This window comes from Hydrocarboniphaga daqingensis (genome assembly GCF_900129825.1).
In the GTDB taxonomy this organism is placed as follows: domain Bacteria; phylum Pseudomonadota; class Gammaproteobacteria; order Nevskiales; family Nevskiaceae; genus Hydrocarboniphaga; species Hydrocarboniphaga daqingensis.
In genome coordinates this window covers 428,641-448,302 of record NZ_FQWZ01000002.1, presented here as the reverse complement: position 1 = coordinate 448,302, position 19,662 = coordinate 428,641, and the positions used below count along the sequence as shown (strand labels likewise).

General features: G+C 67.7%; 19 protein-coding genes. 12 read left to right on the top strand and 7 right to left on the bottom strand.

What is annotated here, in order from left to right; translation table 11 throughout:
- The first annotated feature begins 90 nt into the window (after window positions 1-90).
- Both BUB09_RS05030 and BUB09_RS05025 read left to right on the top strand, forming a co-directional pair.
- Entirely contained in the window at window positions 91-1,074 is a 984-nt protein-coding gene (locus BUB09_RS05030; protein WP_072894968.1) for a peptidoglycan-binding domain-containing protein, read from the top strand.
- A complete protein-coding gene (locus BUB09_RS05025; RefSeq protein ID WP_072894966.1) occupies window positions 1,071-2,018 on the top strand; it encodes a peptidoglycan-binding domain-containing protein in 948 nt (315 codons plus the stop codon). Before BUB09_RS05030 ends, BUB09_RS05025 begins: the two co-directional genes overlap by 4 nt.
- A gap of 12 nt (window positions 2,019-2,030) precedes the next feature.
- Here BUB09_RS05025 and BUB09_RS05020 read toward each other — a convergent pair whose 3' ends face one another.
- Entirely contained in the window at window positions 2,031-2,705 is a 675-nt protein-coding gene (locus BUB09_RS05020; RefSeq protein WP_139250123.1) for a hypothetical protein, read from the bottom strand.
- 27 nt (window positions 2,706-2,732) lie between these two features.
- Between BUB09_RS05020 and BUB09_RS05015 the strand changes: the two genes are divergently transcribed.
- A complete protein-coding gene (locus tag BUB09_RS05015) occupies window positions 2,733-3,023 on the top strand; it encodes an acylphosphatase (RefSeq protein ID WP_072894961.1) in 291 nt (96 codons plus the stop codon).
- 13 nt (window positions 3,024-3,036) lie between these two features.
- Here BUB09_RS05015 and BUB09_RS05010 read toward each other — a convergent pair whose 3' ends face one another.
- The 5 genes from BUB09_RS05010 to folE all read right to left on the bottom strand — a co-directional run bounded on the left by BUB09_RS05010 (window position 3,037) and on the right by folE (window position 7,875).
- Complete coding sequence (locus BUB09_RS05010) at window positions 3,037-4,626, bottom strand: GMC family oxidoreductase (RefSeq protein ID WP_072894958.1); 1,590 nt, start codon at window positions 4,624-4,626, stop codon at window positions 3,037-3,039.
- 11 nt (window positions 4,627-4,637) lie between these two features.
- On the bottom strand, window positions 4,638-5,216 hold the full coding sequence (locus BUB09_RS05005) for a twin-arginine translocation signal domain-containing protein (protein WP_072894955.1): 579 nt from the start codon (window positions 5,214-5,216) through the stop codon (window positions 4,638-4,640).
- Window positions 5,217-5,366: 150 nt separating this feature from the next.
- Window positions 5,367-6,209, bottom strand: coding sequence for an SDR family oxidoreductase (locus BUB09_RS05000; RefSeq protein ID WP_072894952.1), 843 nt, complete (start codon window positions 6,207-6,209; stop codon window positions 5,367-5,369).
- A 10-nt stretch (window positions 6,210-6,219) separates the two neighbouring features.
- A complete protein-coding gene (locus tag BUB09_RS04995) occupies window positions 6,220-7,200 on the bottom strand; it encodes an acyl-ACP desaturase (protein WP_072894950.1) in 981 nt (326 codons plus the stop codon).
- Between the two features lie 132 nt (window positions 7,201-7,332).
- On the bottom strand, window positions 7,333-7,875 hold the full coding sequence (folE, locus tag BUB09_RS04990) for a GTP cyclohydrolase I FolE (protein ID WP_217650232.1): 543 nt from the start codon (window positions 7,873-7,875) through the stop codon (window positions 7,333-7,335).
- Window positions 7,876-7,993: 118 nt separating this feature from the next.
- Between folE and BUB09_RS04985 the strand changes: the two genes are divergently transcribed.
- The 4 genes from BUB09_RS04985 to BUB09_RS04970 all read left to right on the top strand — a co-directional run bounded on the left by BUB09_RS04985 (window position 7,994) and on the right by BUB09_RS04970 (window position 11,305).
- Window positions 7,994-8,794 (top strand): ParB/RepB/Spo0J family partition protein, encoded by an 801-nt coding sequence (locus tag BUB09_RS04985; RefSeq protein WP_072894944.1) that lies wholly within the window; start codon window positions 7,994-7,996, stop codon window positions 8,792-8,794.
- A gap of 242 nt (window positions 8,795-9,036) precedes the next feature.
- Complete coding sequence (locus BUB09_RS04980) at window positions 9,037-9,906, top strand: BrxR family helix-turn-helix transcriptional regulator (protein WP_072894941.1); 870 nt, start codon at window positions 9,037-9,039, stop codon at window positions 9,904-9,906.
- 118 nt (window positions 9,907-10,024) lie between these two features.
- A complete protein-coding gene (locus BUB09_RS04975; protein WP_072894938.1) occupies window positions 10,025-10,783 on the top strand; it encodes a M48 family metallopeptidase in 759 nt (252 codons plus the stop codon).
- A 105-nt stretch (window positions 10,784-10,888) separates the two neighbouring features.
- A complete protein-coding gene (locus tag BUB09_RS04970) occupies window positions 10,889-11,305 on the top strand; it encodes a CBS domain-containing protein (protein ID WP_072895479.1) in 417 nt (138 codons plus the stop codon).
- Window positions 11,306-11,321: 16 nt separating this feature from the next.
- On the opposite strand, the gene mnmG is transcribed toward BUB09_RS04970, so the two are convergent.
- Window positions 11,322-13,220 (bottom strand): tRNA uridine-5-carboxymethylaminomethyl(34) synthesis enzyme MnmG, encoded by a 1,899-nt coding sequence (gene mnmG, locus BUB09_RS04965; protein WP_072894936.1) that lies wholly within the window; start codon window positions 13,218-13,220, stop codon window positions 11,322-11,324.
- Between the two features lie 122 nt (window positions 13,221-13,342).
- Between mnmG and BUB09_RS04960 the strand changes: the two genes are divergently transcribed.
- The 5 genes from BUB09_RS04960 (at window position 13,343) to BUB09_RS04940 (ending at window position 19,582) form a co-directional block, all read left to right on the top strand.
- Window positions 13,343-16,294 carry a response regulator gene (locus BUB09_RS04960; RefSeq protein ID WP_072894934.1) on the top strand — a complete coding sequence of 984 codons (2,952 nt, stop codon included), beginning with the start codon at window positions 13,343-13,345 and terminating at the stop codon, window positions 16,292-16,294.
- A 7-nt stretch (window positions 16,295-16,301) separates the two neighbouring features.
- The gene (locus BUB09_RS04955) at window positions 16,302-16,949 is read left to right on the top strand and encodes a GAF domain-containing protein (RefSeq protein ID WP_072894932.1); all 648 of its coding nucleotides are present in this window, start codon (window positions 16,302-16,304) and stop codon (window positions 16,947-16,949) included.
- Between the two features lie 112 nt (window positions 16,950-17,061).
- The gene (locus BUB09_RS04950) at window positions 17,062-17,544 is read left to right on the top strand and encodes an ATP-dependent zinc protease family protein (RefSeq protein WP_072894929.1); all 483 of its coding nucleotides are present in this window, start codon (window positions 17,062-17,064) and stop codon (window positions 17,542-17,544) included.
- Window positions 17,545-17,558: 14 nt separating this feature from the next.
- The gene (rimK, locus tag BUB09_RS04945) at window positions 17,559-18,464 is read left to right on the top strand and encodes a 30S ribosomal protein S6--L-glutamate ligase (RefSeq protein WP_072894926.1); all 906 of its coding nucleotides are present in this window, start codon (window positions 17,559-17,561) and stop codon (window positions 18,462-18,464) included.
- 62 nt (window positions 18,465-18,526) lie between these two features.
- A complete protein-coding gene (locus tag BUB09_RS04940; RefSeq protein WP_072894924.1) occupies window positions 18,527-19,582 on the top strand; it encodes a succinylglutamate desuccinylase/aspartoacylase family protein in 1,056 nt (351 codons plus the stop codon).
- The last annotated feature ends 80 nt before the right edge of the window (window positions 19,583-19,662 follow it).

The following is a 19,662-nucleotide window of genomic DNA, read 5'->3' as shown; positions in this document are numbered from 1 at the left end:
ACGCCGACCGGGCAACGGTATGGATTGTTGGCTTGGCTTGGCTTGCGCCGCGTGCGTCGATAGGCTGACGACTTACCTGGGGGGATCTTCATGTCGGGGCATCGCATCCATGCCGGCCTGCTGCTGGCAGCGCTGATCGCAAGCCCGCTCGCCTTGGCGCAGCAGACCACCACCGCCTACGACGCCAGCCTGCCGCTGCTGGCACGCCCTGGCGAATGCTATGCGCGCGTCTACACGCCGCCACAGTTCAAGACCGTCACCGAGTCGGTGCTGCGCAAAGCGGCGTCGGAGCGCATCGAGATCGTCCCCGAACGCTACGAGTGGGCCGAGGAGACGGTGATGGTCAAGCCGGCCTCGGAGCGCATCGTCGAAGTCGTGCCGGCCGAATACCGCTGGGAAGAACAGTCGGTGCTGGTCAAGCCTGAATCCGAACGGATCGAGCAGGTGCCGGCGACCTATCGCAACGTGACCGAGCGCCAGCTGGTGCGTCCGGCCAGCCAGCAATGGCAGCGCGGCCGCGGCCTGGTCGAGAAAGTCGACAACCTGACCGGCGACATCATGTGCCTGGTCGAAACGCCGGCCGAATACCGCGACGTAACCCGCAGCGAAGTCGATCAGCCGGCCACGACGCGGCGCGTGACGGTGCCGGCCGAATACCAGACCGTGCGCCGCCAGGTGCTGGTCAAGGAGGCCGAGGTGCGTCGCGAGACCGTGCCGGCGCAGTACCAGACCGTCAAAGTGCGCAAGCTCGTCGAGCCGGCGCGTGAGCAGCGGATCGCGGTGCCGGCCGAGTATCAGACCGTCAGCCGCGAAGAAAAAATCAGTGACGGCCGCATGGAATGGCGCGGCGTGCTGTGCCAGACCAACGCCACGCCCGACACCGTCCGCGCGCTGCAGAACGCGCTCAAGAGTGCCGGGTTCTACAGCGGCCCGATCGACGGGCGGATCGGCTCGGGCACTGTCGACGGCGTGCGCCGCTACCAGGCCGCCAACGGCCTGGCTCAGGGCGGCATCACGCTGGAGACGCTGCAGGGCCTCGGCGTCCGCCTCGCCGACGGCCGCGACGGCCGATGACGCCCCAGCACGCCAGCCGGCTGCCGCGCGCGCGCTGGTGGTGGTGGCTGTGCTGGGCCGCGCCGCTGGCGATGGCCGAGCCGCTCCCCGATGCGCTGCAGCTGGCCGAGCCGCCGCAAGCGCGGCCCGGTGAATGCTGGGCGCAGTGGGTGGAGCCGGCGCGATTCGAGCGGCATAGCGAATCGGTGCTGGTGACGCCCGAAACCACGCGCTTGCAGACGATTCCGGCGCGTTACGAGTGGGTCGAGCAGCCGGAGCGCCGGCCCGCCGGCAGACGCCGCGTCGTCGTGCGGCCGGCCGAATACGAGATCACCGAGCAAACCGTCGACGTCACGCCGGCCGGCAGCCGTCAGCGCACGCTGCGCCCGGCGCAGTACGAGACGGTCGAAGAACGCGTCGCGACGCGCACCGGCACCGTGCTCAAGCCAGACCCGATCACCGGCGAGCTGTGTGCCGTCGAAGGCCCGGTGGAGTACCAGATCGTCCGCCGTCAGCGGCAGATCACGCCGGCCGAACGCGTCAGCGAGCCGGTGGCGGCCGTGACCCGCACCGTGCGCCAGCGGCGCTTGGTAACGCCGGCCGAAACACGCTGGGTCAACGTACCGGAGCGCACTGTGATGCGCCGCGTGCGCCAGTTGGTTGAGCCCGAGCGACAAATCAGCGTGCCGGTCCCGGCGGTCTACGAGATGCGCGAGCGCCTGGTGCAGGTCGCGCCGGCGCAGCAGCGCTGGGTCAGCGTGATCTGCGACACCAACGCCACGCCCGAACTGCTGCGCCGCGTCCAGACCGCGCTGGGCGCCGCCGGTCACGATCCGGGCACGCGCGACGGTCGCTGGGGACGGCGCTCGTCACAGGCGCTGGGGGCGTATCAACGCGCGGCTGGGCTGACGCCGGCCGGGCTCACCGTGGAGACGCTGCAAGCGCTCGGTGTGGCCGAGCGCTGACGGTGGCGGGCGCTACTTGCGCTCGGCGGTGTTGACGATCGCGGCGGCCAGCTGGAATGGCTGATCGCCGAAGCGGCGCGACAGGTCCGGCGGCAGGTCGGACTTGTCCAGCTGCAGCAGCGACAGCTGCGCAAAGCCCTGGGCGCTGCGCGTGATCCAGTTCTGCGGGCCGCTGCCGCGCGCCGCGACGATGCCCATCGCCGCGAGCTTGTCCTGCTGCGGCACCAGCGAATGCGCGCCGTCGTTCAGCGGCTCGGTCGAGGCTTGCACCTCGACCCAGGTGTTGAAGTCATGCGTGGCCAGCGAATCGCCGATGCGCTGCGCCAGCGGCGTGGCCAGCACGCGCTGCAGGCCGCGGGTGGCGAGCCGCGCGGCGCGGTCGGCCGGCGCCAGCGACCGCGACGCCGAGCGCGGCGCGTCCAGCACTTCGGCGCTGGCGGCCTGGGCCAGCGCCGGGCGCAGCACCGAGCCGAAGTTGGTTTGCAGGTGGGCACGCAGATGCAGACGTTCGCCGTCGCGCTGCGGCTCGCGCAGCAACTGCAGGTCGATGCGGCAGATCGAGCCGAGGCCCGCGACCGGAATCGCCGCCGAGAACCGGTACCGCTCGGTCTGAGCCGCGTCGTCGTCACCGGTCAACGATGCGTTGCGACGCTCCAGACGATCACGCCAGCGCTTTAACATTCCCATTTCCGACTCCTGCCGAGCCCTGTGCCGATGAACCCGCCTGCGACCGAATGTTACCGCTTCAGCGTGAACGGCCGGGTTCAGGGCGTGTACTTCCGCCAGAGTACCTGCGACCAGGCCCGTCGGCTGGGACTGCAGGGCTGGGTGCGCAACCTCGCCGACGGCCGTGTCGAGGGCCTGGCACTGGGTGCGCCCGCCGCGCTTGATCAACTGCGCCAATGGCTGCTGCAAGGCCCGCCGGCCGCGCGGGTCGATGCCCTCGACTGGCAGGCAGCCGAGCCGTCGCCCGGACTCCAGGGCTTCGAGCTGCGGCGCGACTAGCGCCGCCCTGGCGTCAGGCCTTCAGCGTCTGCGCCAGATGCGTGGCGTTACGGCCGACGAAGGCGTAGATCGACAGCTGCGGATTGGCGCCGATGCTGGTCGGGAAGATCGAGCCGTCGAGCACCGACAGGTTCGGCAGCTGGTGATGCTGGCCGTTGCTGTCGACGACGCCACGCCCCGGGTCGCTCGACATCGTGCAGCCACCCATCAGGTGCGCCGTGTACAGCGTGACGCGGTGCTTCTGCATCGCCAGCGACTTGATCGCCTCGCGTGCCTGTTCCCAGCTGGTGTAGTCGCGGCCGTCCAGATGTCCGGGCCGTACGCTGCGCGCGCCGGCAGCGAACTGGGCTTCGGCCATGCTCAGGAACGAGCGCTGGAACGCTGCCCACAACTCGTCGCTGATCTCGTAGTCGAGCAGCGGATTGCCGGCATCGTCGATACGCACGCGTCCGCCGGCCGTGGCCTCGGTAAAGCCGTCGCGCATCAGGGCGACGTTGACCTGGGCATGGTCGAGCCGCGCCATGTCACGGGTCAGATCGGCGCCATGGCTGCCGAACAAGCCGGTGGTCAGCATCGGCTGCAGCGGCGGCACTTCGAGCTTGTAGCCGACGCCCTGCTCCGGCCACAGGAACTGATCCGAGTAGATCGACTGCGGCGCGCCGTGGAAGCCGTTGACCTTGTCGTCGAACAGCGCCAGCGTGCCGTTGACTGGATGAATACAGGTGCGCCGGCCAAGCGTGCCGTGCGGGTCGGGCGCACTGGATCGCAGCAGCAGCGCAGGCGTGTTGATCGCGCCGCCCGCGAGCACGTAATGGCGTGCGCGCACGGTCAGCTTCAAGCCGGTCGGGGTGCGCACATCCTGGCCCAGTGCGCTGATGCTCAAGGCCTCGACGCCGGCCGGGCCGAGCAGCAGCCGGTCGACGCGCGCGTGGTGCAGCAGCGTCATGCCTTTTTGCAGCGCAGCGGGGATCGTCGTCACCAGCATCGACTGCTTGGCGTTGGTCGGGCAGCCCATGCCGCAGTAGCCCAGGTTCCAGCAGCCACGCACGTTGCGCGGGATCGTCTTCCACTTCCAGCCAAGCTTTTCGCAGCCGTCGCGCAGCAGCGCGTTGTTACGGTTGGGTTCGGCGGCCCAGGGCGCGATGCCGAGCCGCGCTTCGGCGCGCTCGAACCAGGGGCCCATCGTCGCCATGTCGGCCCCTTGCACGCCGAAGGCTTGCGACCAGTGCGCCAGCGTCTGCTCCGGCGTGCGCAGGCTGGTGGTCCAGTTGACCGTCGTCGTGCCGCCGACCGCGCGGCCCTGGAAGATCGCCACCGCACCGTCGGACGTGCTGCGGCCGCCGCCTTCCTGATACAGCGTGGTGTAGCCGCGCCACTCGTCCATGTCCTTGAAGTCGGCTGCCGTGTACAGCGCACCTTCTTCGAGCATCAGCACGCTCAGGCCGGCTTCGACCAGGATTTCGGCGGCGGTGCCGCCACCGGCGCCGCTGCCGACGATGACGACATCGGCCTCGAAGGTGCGCGACTCGGTCAGCGTTGCCGCGTTGATCAGCTTCCAGCCGCTGGCGATGCCGTCGGCGTAAATATCGTTGATAGTGGACATGGCGGCGGGGTCTAGGCGGACGGCGCGTTCAAGGCGGCCAGCGCCCATGCGGGCGGACCGGGATAGGTGCTACCGGGCCAGCTCGCGGCTTGGCTCCACCAACCCACCGCTGCGAGTTTGGTCAGCGCGCGGTAGCCGGCGTTGAACAAGCCGACGCGGCTGTCGCGCCAGCGCTGCAGAAACGCGGTCAGCTCGCCGGCGCTGGCCTGATCCCAGCCAGTGGACACGCCGCAGACCAGCCGGCGGAACACGCGCAGATGCAGCAGGCCGATCAGCTTGCGCAGCTCGGCGCGGGCCGGCGCTTGCAGCAGCGCGCAAGCCTCGTCGATCCGTTGCAGCGCCCGGTCGCGCACCGCCGCGTCAGCCGCCGGATACGCCGTGCCGTTGACCACCGGCAGCAGCGCGGTGAACAGCGCCACGTCGTCCGGCGTCAGGAACTGCATGCCAGGGGCGGCGATGACGGTCGCCGAGCAGCCGGTGAGCTGGCTGCTGGCGCCGAGCAGGGCCAGCGTCGCCGTGCCGCCAGCCGACAGCTTCAGGAACTGGCGCCGGTCGATGCCGGTACCGGGTGACGACAGCGTGCGACTCATGCGACCGACCTCGGAATGGAGCGCGGGGCGAGCCCGCTCCGCGTTATTAAACAATCGATCAACTGGCCGCGCCCTACCCGCGCGGAGGCGGCCCATCCGCGTCGCCACCGTCGAGTCGCCGCACCGCGCGGCACGACGGCGACGGGCTCATCAACGCGCCAGAAACGCCTCGGTCGCCTTGCGCGCCATCCGGAAATAGCGCTCCGGCAGCAGCCGCTTCAGGTGGTAGCGCTGTCGGGCATCGGCATGCGTGATCACCAGGAACCGCGGGCGGCGCACCGCATCGACGATGTCGGCGGCGACGTCGTCGGCGCTGACGGTCGCCTTTTGCATCAGCCGGGCGACGATGCGGCTCATCTGCGGCGCCACATCGCCACCGGCCGCGGGTGCCGCAGCGCGCGAGGTTTCCATCAGCGCGGTCTGGAAGAACGACGGGCAGGCGACGCTGACGCCGACGCCATGCGGCGCCATCTCGAAGCGCAGCGTCTCCGACAGCGAAATCACGGCCGCCTTGGTCGCGTTGTAGCTGGCCAGCGCCGGCGGATTGGCGATGCCGGCGAACGAGGCGATGTTGACGATGTGGCCGGCGCGCTGCTGCTGCATCAGCGGAATCACCGCGCGCGCGCCGCGCACGCAGCCGAGCAGATTAATGTCGATGATGAAGCGCCACTGGTCCAGCGGCGACTCGGCCACCGTGCCCGCGGTGGCCACGCCGGCGTTGTTGACCAGCACGTCGACGCCGCCCCAGGCCTGCTGCACGGCGGCAACGACATCGGTGAATTCAGCTTCGGATCGGACGTCGAGCGCCAGCGCCAGCGCCAGCGTTGCAGCGGCGCCGCGCGGCGGCAGCAGCGCGGCGGTTTGCTGCGCGCTTTCCAAATTGACGTCGGTACAGGCAACCCGGGCGCCGGCGCTGGCGAACTGCAGCGCCAGCGCGCGACCCAGGCCACTGCCGGCACCGGTGATCAGGACCCGCTGGCCGGCGAGCGTCATGGGCAGCGGCCTACAGCGTGATGTCGCGGTGATACGCGAACGCGAAGCGGAACGTGCGCGGCTTCTGCTTGGCGTCGACGCGGTCGGCGAGCTTTTCGAGACGCGGCGCCACGTTCATCAGCTTGTCCTGCGCCTCGGCGCCCTCGGCCGACAGGCCGCTCATCGCGCCCAGCTGCCAGACCTCGAGCACTTCTTCGACGATGCGCTGGAACTGGCGCGGCCCGAAGATGTTGGAGCGGCGCACGACTTCGCTCATGTCGTCGAAGCCGGCGATGCGATGGCCGGGCATCGAAAAATTGCTGACGATCTTCTGCAGCGCCACCAGCGCGCGGTTCGGATCGCGCTTCAGGATCTCGCCAAACATCGAACGGTAGAACACGTAGTGCCGCGACTCGTCGCCGGCCAGATGCGCCAGCACGCGCTGCAACAGCGGTTCGCGACCCGAGCCGAGACGGCCGGTGTTGGCATGCGACAGCTGCGTGGCCTTTTCCTGCAGCGAGGTGTAAGCCAGCAGACGGTACGGGTCTTTCTCCCACTCGGGATTGAAGCCGGCTTCGATGTACGAATACTGCAGACGCTCCAGCTCGCCCATGTTGAACAAGCGCGCGTCGCGCACGTAGTCGCGCAGCGCGCAGCCGTGGCGGTCTTCTTCGGCCGTCCACATGTTGTTCCAGTCGCCCCACGCGGATTCCTCGCCGAAATGCACCGCGATCAGCCGGTGAAAATGCGGCAGGCCTTCTTCGGTCAACAGGTTCAGCGCCACGGCGACGCGCACGGCGTCGGGCAGCTCGCGCGCACCCGCGCGCACTTCGACCAGCTGCTCGTCCCACTCGGCTGCCGTGTCGGCATCGGCCTGGACCAGCTCGTTCGGGAACCACAGATTGCGGCGCTCCTTGTGCGCCTCCATTTCGTCACGAACGAAAGCCTCCATCGAGGCGAGGACCTCGACTTGGGCCGAGTTCTCAAGAGCAATGCCGGGTGCAGCTCCCATGATTCAATCTCCAGCGTGGGTAACGCGCGCTTGTGGGTTTGACAGGGCCGGTGGCGGTGGCGGCACCTGCGCGCCGGCCTGGATTCTAGCTGACGTTCCAGCCCGTCCGGGCCGGAAGCGAATGGGGTCGGTCTAGCCGCGGACCAGGTTCAGAAACTCGGTGCGGGTGCGCGAATCCTCGCGAAAGCGACCGATCATCATCGACGTGACCATCGCCGAGTTTTGCTTCTCGACACCTCGCATCATCGAGCACAGGTGTTTCGCTTCAATGACGACGGCCACGCCCGCGGCGTTGGTCACCTGCTGAATGCACTCGCCGATCTGCTTGGTCAGGTTTTCCTGGATCTGCAGGCGCCGCGCGAACATGTCGACGATGCGCGAAATCTTCGACAAGCCGACGACCTTGCCCTGCGGCAAGTAGGCAACATGCGCCTTGCCGATGAACGGCAGCAGATGGTGCTCGCACATTGAATACAGCTCGATGTCGCGGACGATGACCATCTCGTCGTTGCTCGACTCGAAAATGGCGCCGTTGACGATGGTGTCGATATCCTGCTCGTAACCCTGCGTCAGAAACCGCATGGCCTTGGCGGCACGGGCCGGCGTGCGCAGCAGGCCTTCGCGGTCCGGGTTCTCGCCCAGAGCCTCGATGATGGCTCGGTAGTGCTCTTCCACGATAATGCCCTTCTGGGGTGGCTTGTTCTGCATTGTCGCATAGGCTTTCGGTCGCGCCGGCCCGCTGGATTCAGCCCGCTCCCCGTTTCACCATCAGGATTCCCTGCCGCACTGCAGCATGAGCACTCGCCCCGCCGACACCATCCGCACGATTCCGGTCGACTTGATCCGGCCCGGCTCGCAGCAGGCACGCCGCCACTTCGACGCGGCGAGTCTGGCCGAGCTGGCCGAGTCGATCCGCGAGTCGGGCGTGGTCCAGCCGGTGGTACTGCGCACTCGCGTCTGGGGCTACGAGCTGCTGGCCGGAGAGCGCCGCTGGCGCGCCGCGCAGAGCGCGGGGCTGCACGCGATTCCCGCGATCATCCGTGACGATCTGTCCGACACCGAAGCCTTCGTCGTCGGCCTGATCGAAAACCTGCAACGCGAATCGCTGACGCCGATGGAAGCGGCCGCGGGCATGAAGCGCCTTGGCGAAGTGTTCGAGCTGACGCATGAGCAGATCGGCAAGCGCATCGGCAAGTCGCGCGAATACGTCAGCAACTATTTGCGGCTGCTGCATCTGGCGCCCGAAGTGGCCGCACTGGTCAACGAAGGCCACATTCACCTGGGCCATGCCAAGGTGCTGGCGGGCCTGGCACTGCGCGACCAGGTCGGCATGGCCGACGAGGTGATCCGCCACAAGCTGACGGTGCGCGCGCTGGAGCGGCGCATCGCGGCGATGCGCGATGCGCGCATTGTGTTCAAGCCCGCGGGCAAGGCCAGCGACTGGACTGCACTGGAGCGCGCGCTGTCGGATCAACTCGGCTATCCGGTCAGCGTCAGCGCCGAACGCAGCGGCGAAGGCGAACTGAAGGTCAAGTTCCATTCGCTGGACGAGCTCGAAGGCCTGCTTGAACGGATCGGCTACCGCGCGGACTGACGAACGGCACTGCGCCAGAGCGCATGTTGCATTGCGATCCATCGCCAAAGTTATCGACAGATCGCGGGGATAAGCCTGTGGATAAGCACCGCCTTGATGCGCGCGAATGACGGTAAAACAACGCCGCGCAGCCCGATGACGATTTTTTTACCGCTCGACGACCGTCAGCACCGTGTTCGCCGATACTGCGCGTCTGTCAATGCCGACACCGCCGTTTTTTTTCGCAAGCTCAACGAGCCGATATGAACTCTCTCAGCCCGACCCGTCTGCCCTGGGACCAACGCCAGCGCTTGATGCTGCTCGAAGCACGCGTGATCTGGGACGGGCTGATTCGCGCGGGCGACTTGCGCGACGCATTCGACATCAGCACGCGCAAAGCCGAGAAAGATATTGCGCTGTACCGCGCACGCTGCCCGGACAATTTGGATCTGGACGTCGCCACCGGCGTTTACCGCGCCAGCGATCGCTTCGAGCCTGCGTTCCTGCGCGGCAGCGCCGAGGAATGGCTGAGCGTGCTGCGCCATCACGATCTGGCGCAGGACCTGCCGCTGGCGATGGCCGCCGCCGGTCATGTGCCTGCCGAGATTCTCGAACTGCCGCAGCGCGAATTCGACGTGCGTGTGCTGCAGCGCTTGGGCACTGCGATCCGCGAACAGCGCTGGCTGTCGATCGAATACCAGTCGATGAACCGACCCGATCCGCGCGCGCTGCAGATCGCACCGCATTCTCTGGCCTACGTCGGACGCTGGCACGCACGCGCCTATTCGCTGGAACATCAGGGCTTCCGCGACTTTCTGCTGTCACGGATCATCGGGCTGCCGGGCCTCGGCGACAGTGCCGGCATCGACAGCGCGCAGGACTGGGACTGGCGCAACCACGTCACCGTGCGCGTCGGCCCGCATCCCGGCCTGACCGAGCCGCAGCGGCGCGTCGTCGAGCACGACTTCGGCATGCATCACGGCACGCTGGAAAAGCATTTGCGGCTGGCCTTGGTGCCGTACTGGCTCAAGTTGATGAACGTCGGCCGCGGCGACATCGAGCGCCACGCCGCGGAGCAGCAGATCGTGCTGCTAAACCAGGCCGAGCTGGATGCATTCAATCGCCTGGGCTAGTCCCGCTGGCGCCGCGTCGTACTTCGGCCCGGCGCCGATGCAGCGCGGTTCCACGCCGCCGGCTGTCGCGTGATTCAATAGCGCTTCCAAGCCCCGCCCCGCGCGCTGACCCGACCCCGTGAACCCGACGAATCAGCTCGACCTGATGTTCGACGCCTATCAGGTGACCGAGCGCATCAGCAGCAAGTCGCACAGCATCCGCGTCGAAGTCATTTCGCCGACCGAAGTGGTGCTGGTGATTCCGCGATTCGTATCGCGCACGGTGGCGCACGAGTTTCTGCGCAGCCGCGAAGACTGGGTGCGGCAGAAGATCGCCGAGATGAAGCTGCGCGCCGCCCGCGATGCGCAGGCCGGTCCGTCGCCGCAGCTGCGCTGGGACGGCAGCGACCGCCTGCCGCTGCGCGACAAGCCGACACCGCTGCGCGTGATCCCGGCGCAAGTGCGTGCGCCGATGCTGCGGATCGAGCCCGAGGCGCTGAGCCTGTTCTGCCCGCCCGCGGCGCTGTCGACGCCGTCCAAGCTCGAAAAGCTGCTGCGCGATGCGCTGAAGAAAGAAGCGCTGCATGACGCGACGCACTGGATGACCGTCGAAGCGGCGCGCATCGGCGTCAGCTTCGAAGGGCCGCGGATTGCCGATCAAAAGACGCTGTGGGGCAGCTGTGCGCCGTCGGGCTTGATCAGCCTGTCGTGGCGACTGGTGCTGACGCCGCCCGAGGTGTTCCGGTACGTGGTGATCCACGAACTGTGTCACCGCGTGCACATGGACCACACCGACCGCTTCTGGGGCCTGGTCGAGCACCACATGCCCGACTTCGAGCGTCACCGCCGCTGGCTGCGCGAGCACGGCCAACGGCTGCACTGGTATCTGAACGGCTAAGGCCGACAGCCGGCGCCGCGGGGGTCGCGGCTCGTCCGAACGACGGTTGTGGCAGCGCGGGGTCGGGAGTAACTTGCCCGGCACCGCCCTGCAATGGAACCGCTCATGGCCACACTCGATTCGGTCGTCGTCCGCAGCTACATGACGACCACGCTGGTGTCGTTCTCCCCGGATACCGAAGTGATGTCGGCGGTACACGATCTGGTCCGCCATCGGATCGCCAGCGCGCCGGTGCTCGACGCTCAGGGCAACCTGATCGGCATGCTGTCGGAGCGCGACTGCCTGTCGATCGCGTTCATTGCATCGAGCGACACGTGCGTCGCCGGGCCGGTGAGCCAGTTCATGAGCACCAAAGTCGTCAGCGTGTCACCCGACACCAGCATGACCCACTTGTGCTCGCTGTTCACCAACTCATCGCACCGCCGCTATCCGGTCGTCGATGGCGGCAAGGTCGTCGGCATCATTTCGCGGCGCGATGCGCTGCGTGCAATCGGCGACGTCTGCTCGGGCGTCGAAGTCTGAGCGACGCCGGCCCGGGCTAGCCGGCAGCGGCCAGCCGCAGCAGGCCCTGCTTTTTCAGATGCACCAGCAGCAGTGACACCGCCGCCGGCGTGACGCCGGCGATACGGGATGCCTGCGCCAGCGTCTCCGGCCGATGCTGCAACAGCTTCTGCCGCACTTCGTTGGACAGCCCGGCGACAGCGGCATAGTCGAAGTCCGGCGGCAACGGCGCCTGCTCGTAGCGCGCGGCGCGCGCAATGTCGGCCTGCTGCCGCGTCACATAGCCGGCGTACTTGACGTCGATCTCGACTTGTTCGGCGGCAGCCGCGTCGACATCGTCGCGCGCCAGGCCCAAGCGACGCAGCACCTCATAGCTGCCTTCGGGGCGGCGCAGCAGATCGAGCGCCGACACGCGGTTCGACGTCGGTGCCGGACCGAACACGGCGACGATCTCCGGCGCCGCCAACTCGGCCGGCTTGAGCCAATGCGACTCCAATCGCGAGCGCTCGGCGGCAATCGCATCGCACTTGGCGCTGAAGTGCCGCCAGCGCCGCTCGTCGACCAGGCCCATGTCGCGGCCAACCGGCGTCAGCCGCAAGTCGGCATTGTCTTCACGCAGCAACAGCCGGTGCTCGGCGCGCGACGTGAACATCCGGTATGGCTCATTGGTGCCGAGCGTGATCAAGTCGTCGACCAGCACGCCGATGTAAGCCTCGTGACGCAGCGGCACCCAGGCCGCTTCGCCGCGCGCATACCGCGAGGCGTTGATGCCGGCGAGCAAGCCCTGTGCAGCGGCTTCCTCGTACCCGGTGGTGCCGTTGATCTGGCCGGCGAAGAACAAGCCCTGCACGGCCTTGGTCTGCAAGCTGCGCTGCAGGTCGCGCGGATCGAAGTAGTCGTATTCGATCGCGTAGCCAGGACGCACGATCTGCGCGTGCTCAAGCCCCTTGATGCTGCGCACGAAGCGCTGCTGAATGTCGAACGGCAGCGACGTCGAGATGCCGTTGGGATAGATCTCGTGCGTGCTCAGGCCCTCGGGCTCGAGAAAGATCTGGTGGCTGGACTTGTCGGCGAAGCGGTTGACCTTGTCTTCGACGCTCGGGCAGTAGCGCGGGCCGATGCCCTCGATCACGCCAGTGAACATCGGCGAGCGGTCGAAGCCGCTGCGGATGATCTCGTGCGTCGCCTCGTTGGTGTGCGTAATGTGGCAATCGACCTGCCGCGGATGCTGAGCGGCGTCGCCGATGAACGAGAACACCGGCGTCGGCGTGTCGCCCGGCTGCGGCTGCAGCACCGACCAATCGATGGTCCGGCCGTCAAGCCGCGGCGGCGTACCGGTCTTGAGCCGGCCGGTGCGCGGCATCAGCTCGCGCAGCCGCGCTGCCAGCGGCAGCGACGGCGCATCGCCGGCACGACCGCCCGGATGGTGGGCCAGGCCGACATGGACGCGGCCGCCGAGGAAGGTGCCAGCCGTCAGCACCACCGCACGGGCCGTGAAACGCAGACCGATCCGCGTGACCACGCCGGCGACGCGCGTGCCGTCGACGATCAGGTCGTCCACCTCGTTCTGGAACAGCTGCAGACCCGGCTGGTTTTCGAGCGCGCTGCGGACATAGGCCTTGTACAGCGCCCGGTCGGCCTGCGCGCGCGTGGCCCGCACAGCCGGCCCCTTGCTCGCATTGAGCATGCGGAACTGGATGCCGGCGTGGTCGGCGGCTTGCGCCATCAAGCCGCCGAGCGCGTCGATTTCGCGCACCAGATGACCCTTGCCAATTCCACCGATGGCCGGGTTGCAGGACATCTGGCCCAGCGTCTCGATCGACTGGCTGACCAGCAAGGTGCGCGCGCCGCTGCGCGCGGACGCCAGCGCCGCCTCGGTGCCGGCATGGCCGCCACCGATGACGATGACATCGAACTGCAGATCGGAAGTCGACATGGTGGACACTTGCGGAATCAGACGCGGTTGGCGATTTTATCAGCGGCCGCCCGCGGCCACAGCCCGCTTTAGATCGGCGAGTCTCGACCGATAAACCGTTTCATTCCACAGGGACGTGCTCCATGAGCCGACGAGTCGAACCCTCCATCGGCCTCCCGCCGCGCGACTGGACCCGCTCCGACGTGGCGATCGAGCCGCGGTTGCCGGCAGCGGGCGGGCTCGACCATGCGCCCGACGTCGACGCCCCAGTGGCTCGGGATATCACCGCCGATGCCGGCCTCGACCGGATCAGCGAGGCGCCCCAGCTGCGCAGGCCGATCGAGACCGGCACGCCGGTCCAGGGCCCTGACTGGGCGGCGCTGTTCGACCAGTCACCGATCATGCAGGCCGTCTTGACGCTCGACGGCGACGTGATCGCCGCCAATGATCAAGCCGTGATGCTGTCGGGCTGGCCGCGCGAGGTGCTGATCGGCCAGCCGTTCTGGGATGCACCCTGCTGGAATCCCGACGAGATCAACCGAGCCCAAGGTCGCCACTTGATCAACGTCGCGGCGGCGGGCGTGATCTCGCGCGAGCAACGCAGCTGCCAGTTGCTTGATGCCGAAGGCCAGCTGCAGCAACGGTCGATCGAATTGACGCTGACGCCGCTGCGCGACGCCCACGGTCGCGTCGTGCATCTGCAGGTGATCGGCGTCGACATCAGCGAACTGGAAAACCGCTGGCAGGAGATCAGCGATCAGGGCGTGAGGCTGTTCGAGTCCACGCTGCAAGCGCTGCCGTCGGCGCTGTTCATCTGTGAAGCGCCGAGCGGTCGCCTGATGTACGCCAACGAGCCGTTCGACGCGCTATGGCGCCAGAGCGTGCAGCCGGTGATGAGCTTCGACGACTACGGGCAATGGCGCGGCTATGACGCCGAAGGCCGCCGCTACGACAACCGGCAATGGCCGATGGCGCGCGCGATCCTGAGCGGCGATGTGGTCCGCGGGGAGCATGTGGAGATCGAGCGCGGCGACGGCAGCCGCGGCCTGTTGCGGATGTCGGCGGCGCCGGTGCGTGACAACACCGGCCAGATTCTCGCCGGCGTGGTGATTTGCGACGACATCACCGAACTGCGCCAGCTCGAACTCGCACACAGCCAGGCACAAGTACGCGAAGCGGCGGCCGTGGAAGCCTCGCAGCTCAAGTCGGCGTTTCTGTCGAGCATGAGTCACGAGATCCGCACGCCGATGAACGCGATCATCGGCATGACCAGCATCTTGCTCGACACCGCGCTCAGCGCCGAGCAGCGCGACAGCGCCGAAGTGATTCGCAGCAGCGGCGAGCATCTGCTGACCGTCATCAACGACATCCTCGACTATTCGAAGATCGAAGCTGGGCGCATGCAGCTGGAATACACGACGTTCAGCCTGCACGAATGCATCGAAACCTCGATCGACCTGGTGGCCGGCAGTGCGCAGAAGAAGAATGTGGAGCTGGGTTACCTGATCGCGGCGGGCCTTCCGGACACGCTGCTGGGCGACAGCGGTCGACTGCGCCAGGTGCTGGTCAATCTGCTGTCCAATGCCGTCAAGTTCACCCCCGACGGCGGTCAGGTGTCGATCGAGGTTCACGCCCAAGCCCTGGCAGATCAGGCGTACCAGATCATGATCGACGTCCGTGACACCGGCATTGGCATCGACCCGGCGGTGCTGCCGACCTTGTTCGACGCCTTCACCCAGGCCGATGCCAGCACCACGCGCCGCTTCGGCGGCACCGGCCTGGGCTTGTCGATCAGCAAGCGCCTGGTCGAGTTGATGGGCGGCGAAATCGGCGCCGAAAGCGAGCCCGGTGTCGGCTCGGTGTTCCGCTTCAGCTTCCGCACCGAAGCGGTGGCACTGCAGCAGCGTGTGGCCGCATCGACGCTCAGCTCCGCGTCGTTGCGCGGGCGTCGCGTACTGATCGTTGACGACATCGAGATCAACCAGCGGATTCTGCGTCATTACGCCGAGCAATGGGGCATGACGCCGGTCTGCACCACCTCGCCGATCGAGGCGCTGAACTGGGTGCAGCGCGGTGACGCCTTCGACTTCGCGCTGCTGGATTTCAACATGCCGGCCATGGATGGCATGCAACTGTCGCGGGCCTTGCGCGAGCTGCGCAGCGAAGCCGAACTGCCGATTCTGATTCTCAGCTCGGCCGCGCAGGAGGTGCACGAGCCCGGCGTGGTGTCGGGCATCGTGATGAAGCCGATCAAGCCATCGCGGCTGCTGGAAGAAATGAACGCCGTGCTGCTCAAGACGACGGCCGTGCGGCCCGCGGCCAGCGCCAGCTACAAGCTGCCGCACGACTTGGGCGAGCGCCATCCGTTGCGGATTCTGGTGGCCGAAGACAACGCCGTGAACCAGAAGGTCGCGCGGCTGCTGCTGCAGCGGCTCGGCTACAACGCTGACTTCGTCGGCGACGGCCGGGAGGCGGTGACCTCGGTCGAGCGCCAGACCTACGATCTGGTGCTGCTCGACGTGCAGATGCCGGTCATGGACGGCTTGTCTGCAGCACGCGAAATCACGCAGCGCTGGCCGACGGGGCAGCGGCCCCGGCTGGTCGCGATGACCGCCAACGCCACGCTGGAGGACCGCCGCGCTTGCGAAGCCTCCGGCATGGACGACTACATCGCCAAGCCGGTCGCGCCCGAGCGGCTGGTCGACGCGCTACAGCGCTGTCCGCGCCGCGACGACCTCGCCGCCGTCGACGAAGACCGCGACTTCAACCCGGACATGGTCGCGTCGGTGCGGGCGACGTTCGACGACGAAGGGCTGCAAGAGATCGTCGCCGCGCTGGTGCTCGACCTGCCCCGGCAGCAGCGTGAGATCGCCCTGGCAATTGAGCAACGTCAATCGGCACCACTGATCCGCCAAGCTCACACGATGCGCGGCAACTGCGAGATGTTCGGCGCGCTGCAGTTGGCGGCGCTATGCCGTCAGGTCGAACTGCGCGCCGCCGTCGATCTCGACACGGCGTTGACCGACGCCGGTCCGATGTTGTCGCGCTACCAAACCTTGGTACAACGCCTGAACCGCCTCGCTCCCATCCACTGAGGATCCCGTGCCGTCATCCCCCCACACCGATGGCGTCCAAGCGGCGCCGCTGCCCGCCGGCGAATCCCAACGGCTCGCCGCGCTCCACCAATATCGCTTGCTCGACACGCTGCCGGAGGCGGTATACGACGACCTGGCGTTCATCGCGTCGCAGATCTGCCAGACGCCGATCGCCCTGGTCAGCCTGATCGACGAACACCGTCAGTGGTTCAAGGCCAAGATCGGACTGGAGGCGACTGAAACACCACGCGATATCGCGTTCTGCGCCCACGCGATCCTTGATCCGAACGCGGTGATGCAGGTTCCCGACACGCGACTCGACGAGCGTTTTGCCCGCAACCCGCTGGTGACGTCAGCGCCGGGAATCCGCTTCTATGCCGGCGTTCCGCTGGTGACGCCGGGCGGTCATGCCATCGGGACGCTGTGCGCGATCGACCAACGCCCGCGTCAGCTCAGCGAAGATCAGCTGCGCGCGCTGCGAGCGCTGGCTCGGGAGGTCATGGTTCAGGTCGAGCTTCGCTGGACGATTGCGACGCTGGAACGCGAGCTCAATACCGCGCGCAGTGGCAGCCGGGCATCGCCGCCGCGTGACGCCGACGATCGCTTGCGCGCAATGCTGCAACGGATGCAGCAACTGCAGCAGCGGCCACGCTGATCGCCGCCGTCGCCGGGGCGACGATGCCGGCGGGTCCGCGCTTCACGCGCAGGCCATCGCGGACCGGTTAGGCTTTCGGCCCCGTCATCGCCCGCCATCGGCCGCCCGATCCATGAAGCCCACGACGTTCTCAAGCAGCCGCCGCAGCGGCGATGTGCCCGCGCAGCGGATTCTGGTCGGCTGGCGCGAATGGGTGGCACTGCCGGCACTGTCGATTCCGTACATCAAGGCCAAGATCGATACCGGTGCGCGCACGTCGACGATCCACGCTTTCGCCGTCGAGCGGCCGCAGCCGGGCCGCGTCCGCTTCGGCGTCCATCCGGTACAGCTCAGCGACGCGCCGGTGTGGTGCGAGACCGACTTGCTCGATGAGCGCTGGATCACCGACTCCGGCGGCCACCGCGAACTGCGGCCGGTGATCCTGACGCCGGTGACGATCGGCACCCAGACCTGGCCGATGGAGATGACGCTGACGGCGCGCGACAACCTGCGTTTCAGGATGCTGCTGGGGCGCTCGGCACTGGCAGGGCGCGTGCAGGTCGACCCCGGCGCCAGCTTCGTGCTGGGCCATCGCCCGGCACGGCGGACCAGCTGATGGCACACCGTTCAATGAAAATCGCTCTGCTGTCCCGCAACGCCAAGCTGTATTCCTCGCGCCGCTTGATCGAAGCCGCCAAGGCGCGCGGCCACAGCGTGCAAGTGATCGACGTGCTGCGCTGCTACATGAAGATCGCGCCCAACTGCACCGAGATTCACTATCGCGGCAAGAAGCTCGAAGGCTTCGACGCGGTGATCCCGCGGATCGGCGCGTCGGTGACGTTCTACGGCGCCGCGGTGGTGCGGCAGTTCGAGATGATGGGCACTTACTCGCTGAACGAGTCGGTGGCGATCACGCGCGCCCGCGACAAGCTGCGCGCACACCAGCTGCTGGCGCGCCACGGCATCGGCATGCCGGTGACCGGCTTTGCCCATTCGCCCGACGACACCGGCGACTTGATGAAGGTGGTCGGTCCGGCTCCGCTGGTGATCAAGCTGATCGAAGGCACCCAGGGCCAGGGCGTCGTGCTGGCCGAGACCGACCCGGCGGCCGCATCGGTGATTGATGCGTTCCGCGGCTTGGACGCGCATTTTCTGGTGCAGCGCTTCATTGCCGAGGCCAAGGGTGCCGACATCCGCTGCTTCGTGATCGGCAAGAAGGTCGTCGCGACGATGATGCGCCAAGCCAAGGTGGGCGAGTTTCGATCCAACCTGCATCGCGGTGGCACCGCACTGCCGGTACAGATCACGCCTGAAGAGCGCCGCACGGCGCTGGCCGCCGCGCGCGCGATGGGACTCAACGTCGCCGGCGTCGATCTGCTGCGCTCCGCCGACGGACCGGTCGTGATGGAGGTGAATTCCTCTCCAGGGCTGGAGGGCATCGAAGGGGTCAGCAAGGTCGATGTCGCCACGCAGATCATCGAATTCATCGAGAACAATGCGCGCCCCTGGCGCACGCGGACGCGAGGCCGCGGCTGAGCGTCGGCATCGGCCAGCCCAACGACGGCGCCGATGACGGTACCGCGCGCTACCATGCCGACATGAGTTCCGGCACCGACAGCCTTACGCCTTTCACGATCGGCGACATCGCCGTGATGGCAGGGCAGCGGCGCAACGTCGATCTGCCGATCGCCACGCTGTACACCAGCGCACCGGTGTCGCTGCCGGTGATCGTGCAGCGCGGCAGCGTCGCCGGCCCGACGCTGTTCGTCAGTGCGGCGCTGCATGGCGACGAAATCATCGGCGTGGAGGTGATCCGCCGGCTGCTGAAGCTGCCAGTGCTGCAACAGCTGCGCGGCACACTGCTGGCGGTACCGGTGGTCAACGTGATGGCGTTCCTGCACCAGTCGCGGTATCTGCCCGACCGTCGCGATCTGAACCGCAGCTTCCCCGGCAGCGAGAGCGGCTCGCTGGCAGCGCGGCTGGCGCACGTGTTCATTCGCGAAGTGGTCGAGCGCAGCGACTACGGCATCGACCTGCATACCGGCGCGATCCATCGTCCGAACTTGCCCCAGATCCGCACCGACCTGCGCAACCCGGTCAATCTGCGGCTGGCGCAGGCCTTTGGCGCGCCGCTGTTCCTGAACTCCAAGCCGGCCAGCGGCACGCTGCGCGAGTACACAACGCGGCGCAATATCCCGGTGATCCTGTACGAATCGAGCGAAGCGCTGCGCTTCGACGAGACGGCGATCCGTATCGGCGTGCAAGGCGTGCTCAACGTGATGCGCGAGCTGGAGATGCTGCCGCGATTGCCCGATGGCGCACCGGCCGCGCCATCGCCGGTGCTGGCACGCGCCAGCCGCTGGGCGCGTTCGCCGTCCAGCGGCATCCTGCGCGCCCAGGTGGCGCTGGGCGATCACGTCCGCGCCGGCCAGACACTCGGCGTGGTCGGCGACCCGTTCGGCGGCGTCGATGTGCCGATCGTGGCGCCAGACGACGGCCTGGTGATCGGCCGTCTCAGCCTGCCGCTGGTCCACGAGGGCGACGCGGTGTTTCACATCGCCGAAGTCGCCGACCCGCGCGTGACCTCGCTGGCGTTTACCCAACTCGAAGCGATGACCCGCGACATCGAGTCCGACGAACCGCCGATCGTTTGAATCCGCCCGCTGCATCCCTTCTCCCCTCGGGAGAAGGTGGCGCGTAGCGCCGGATGAGGGCGTTCGAGCGTCGAGCTTGG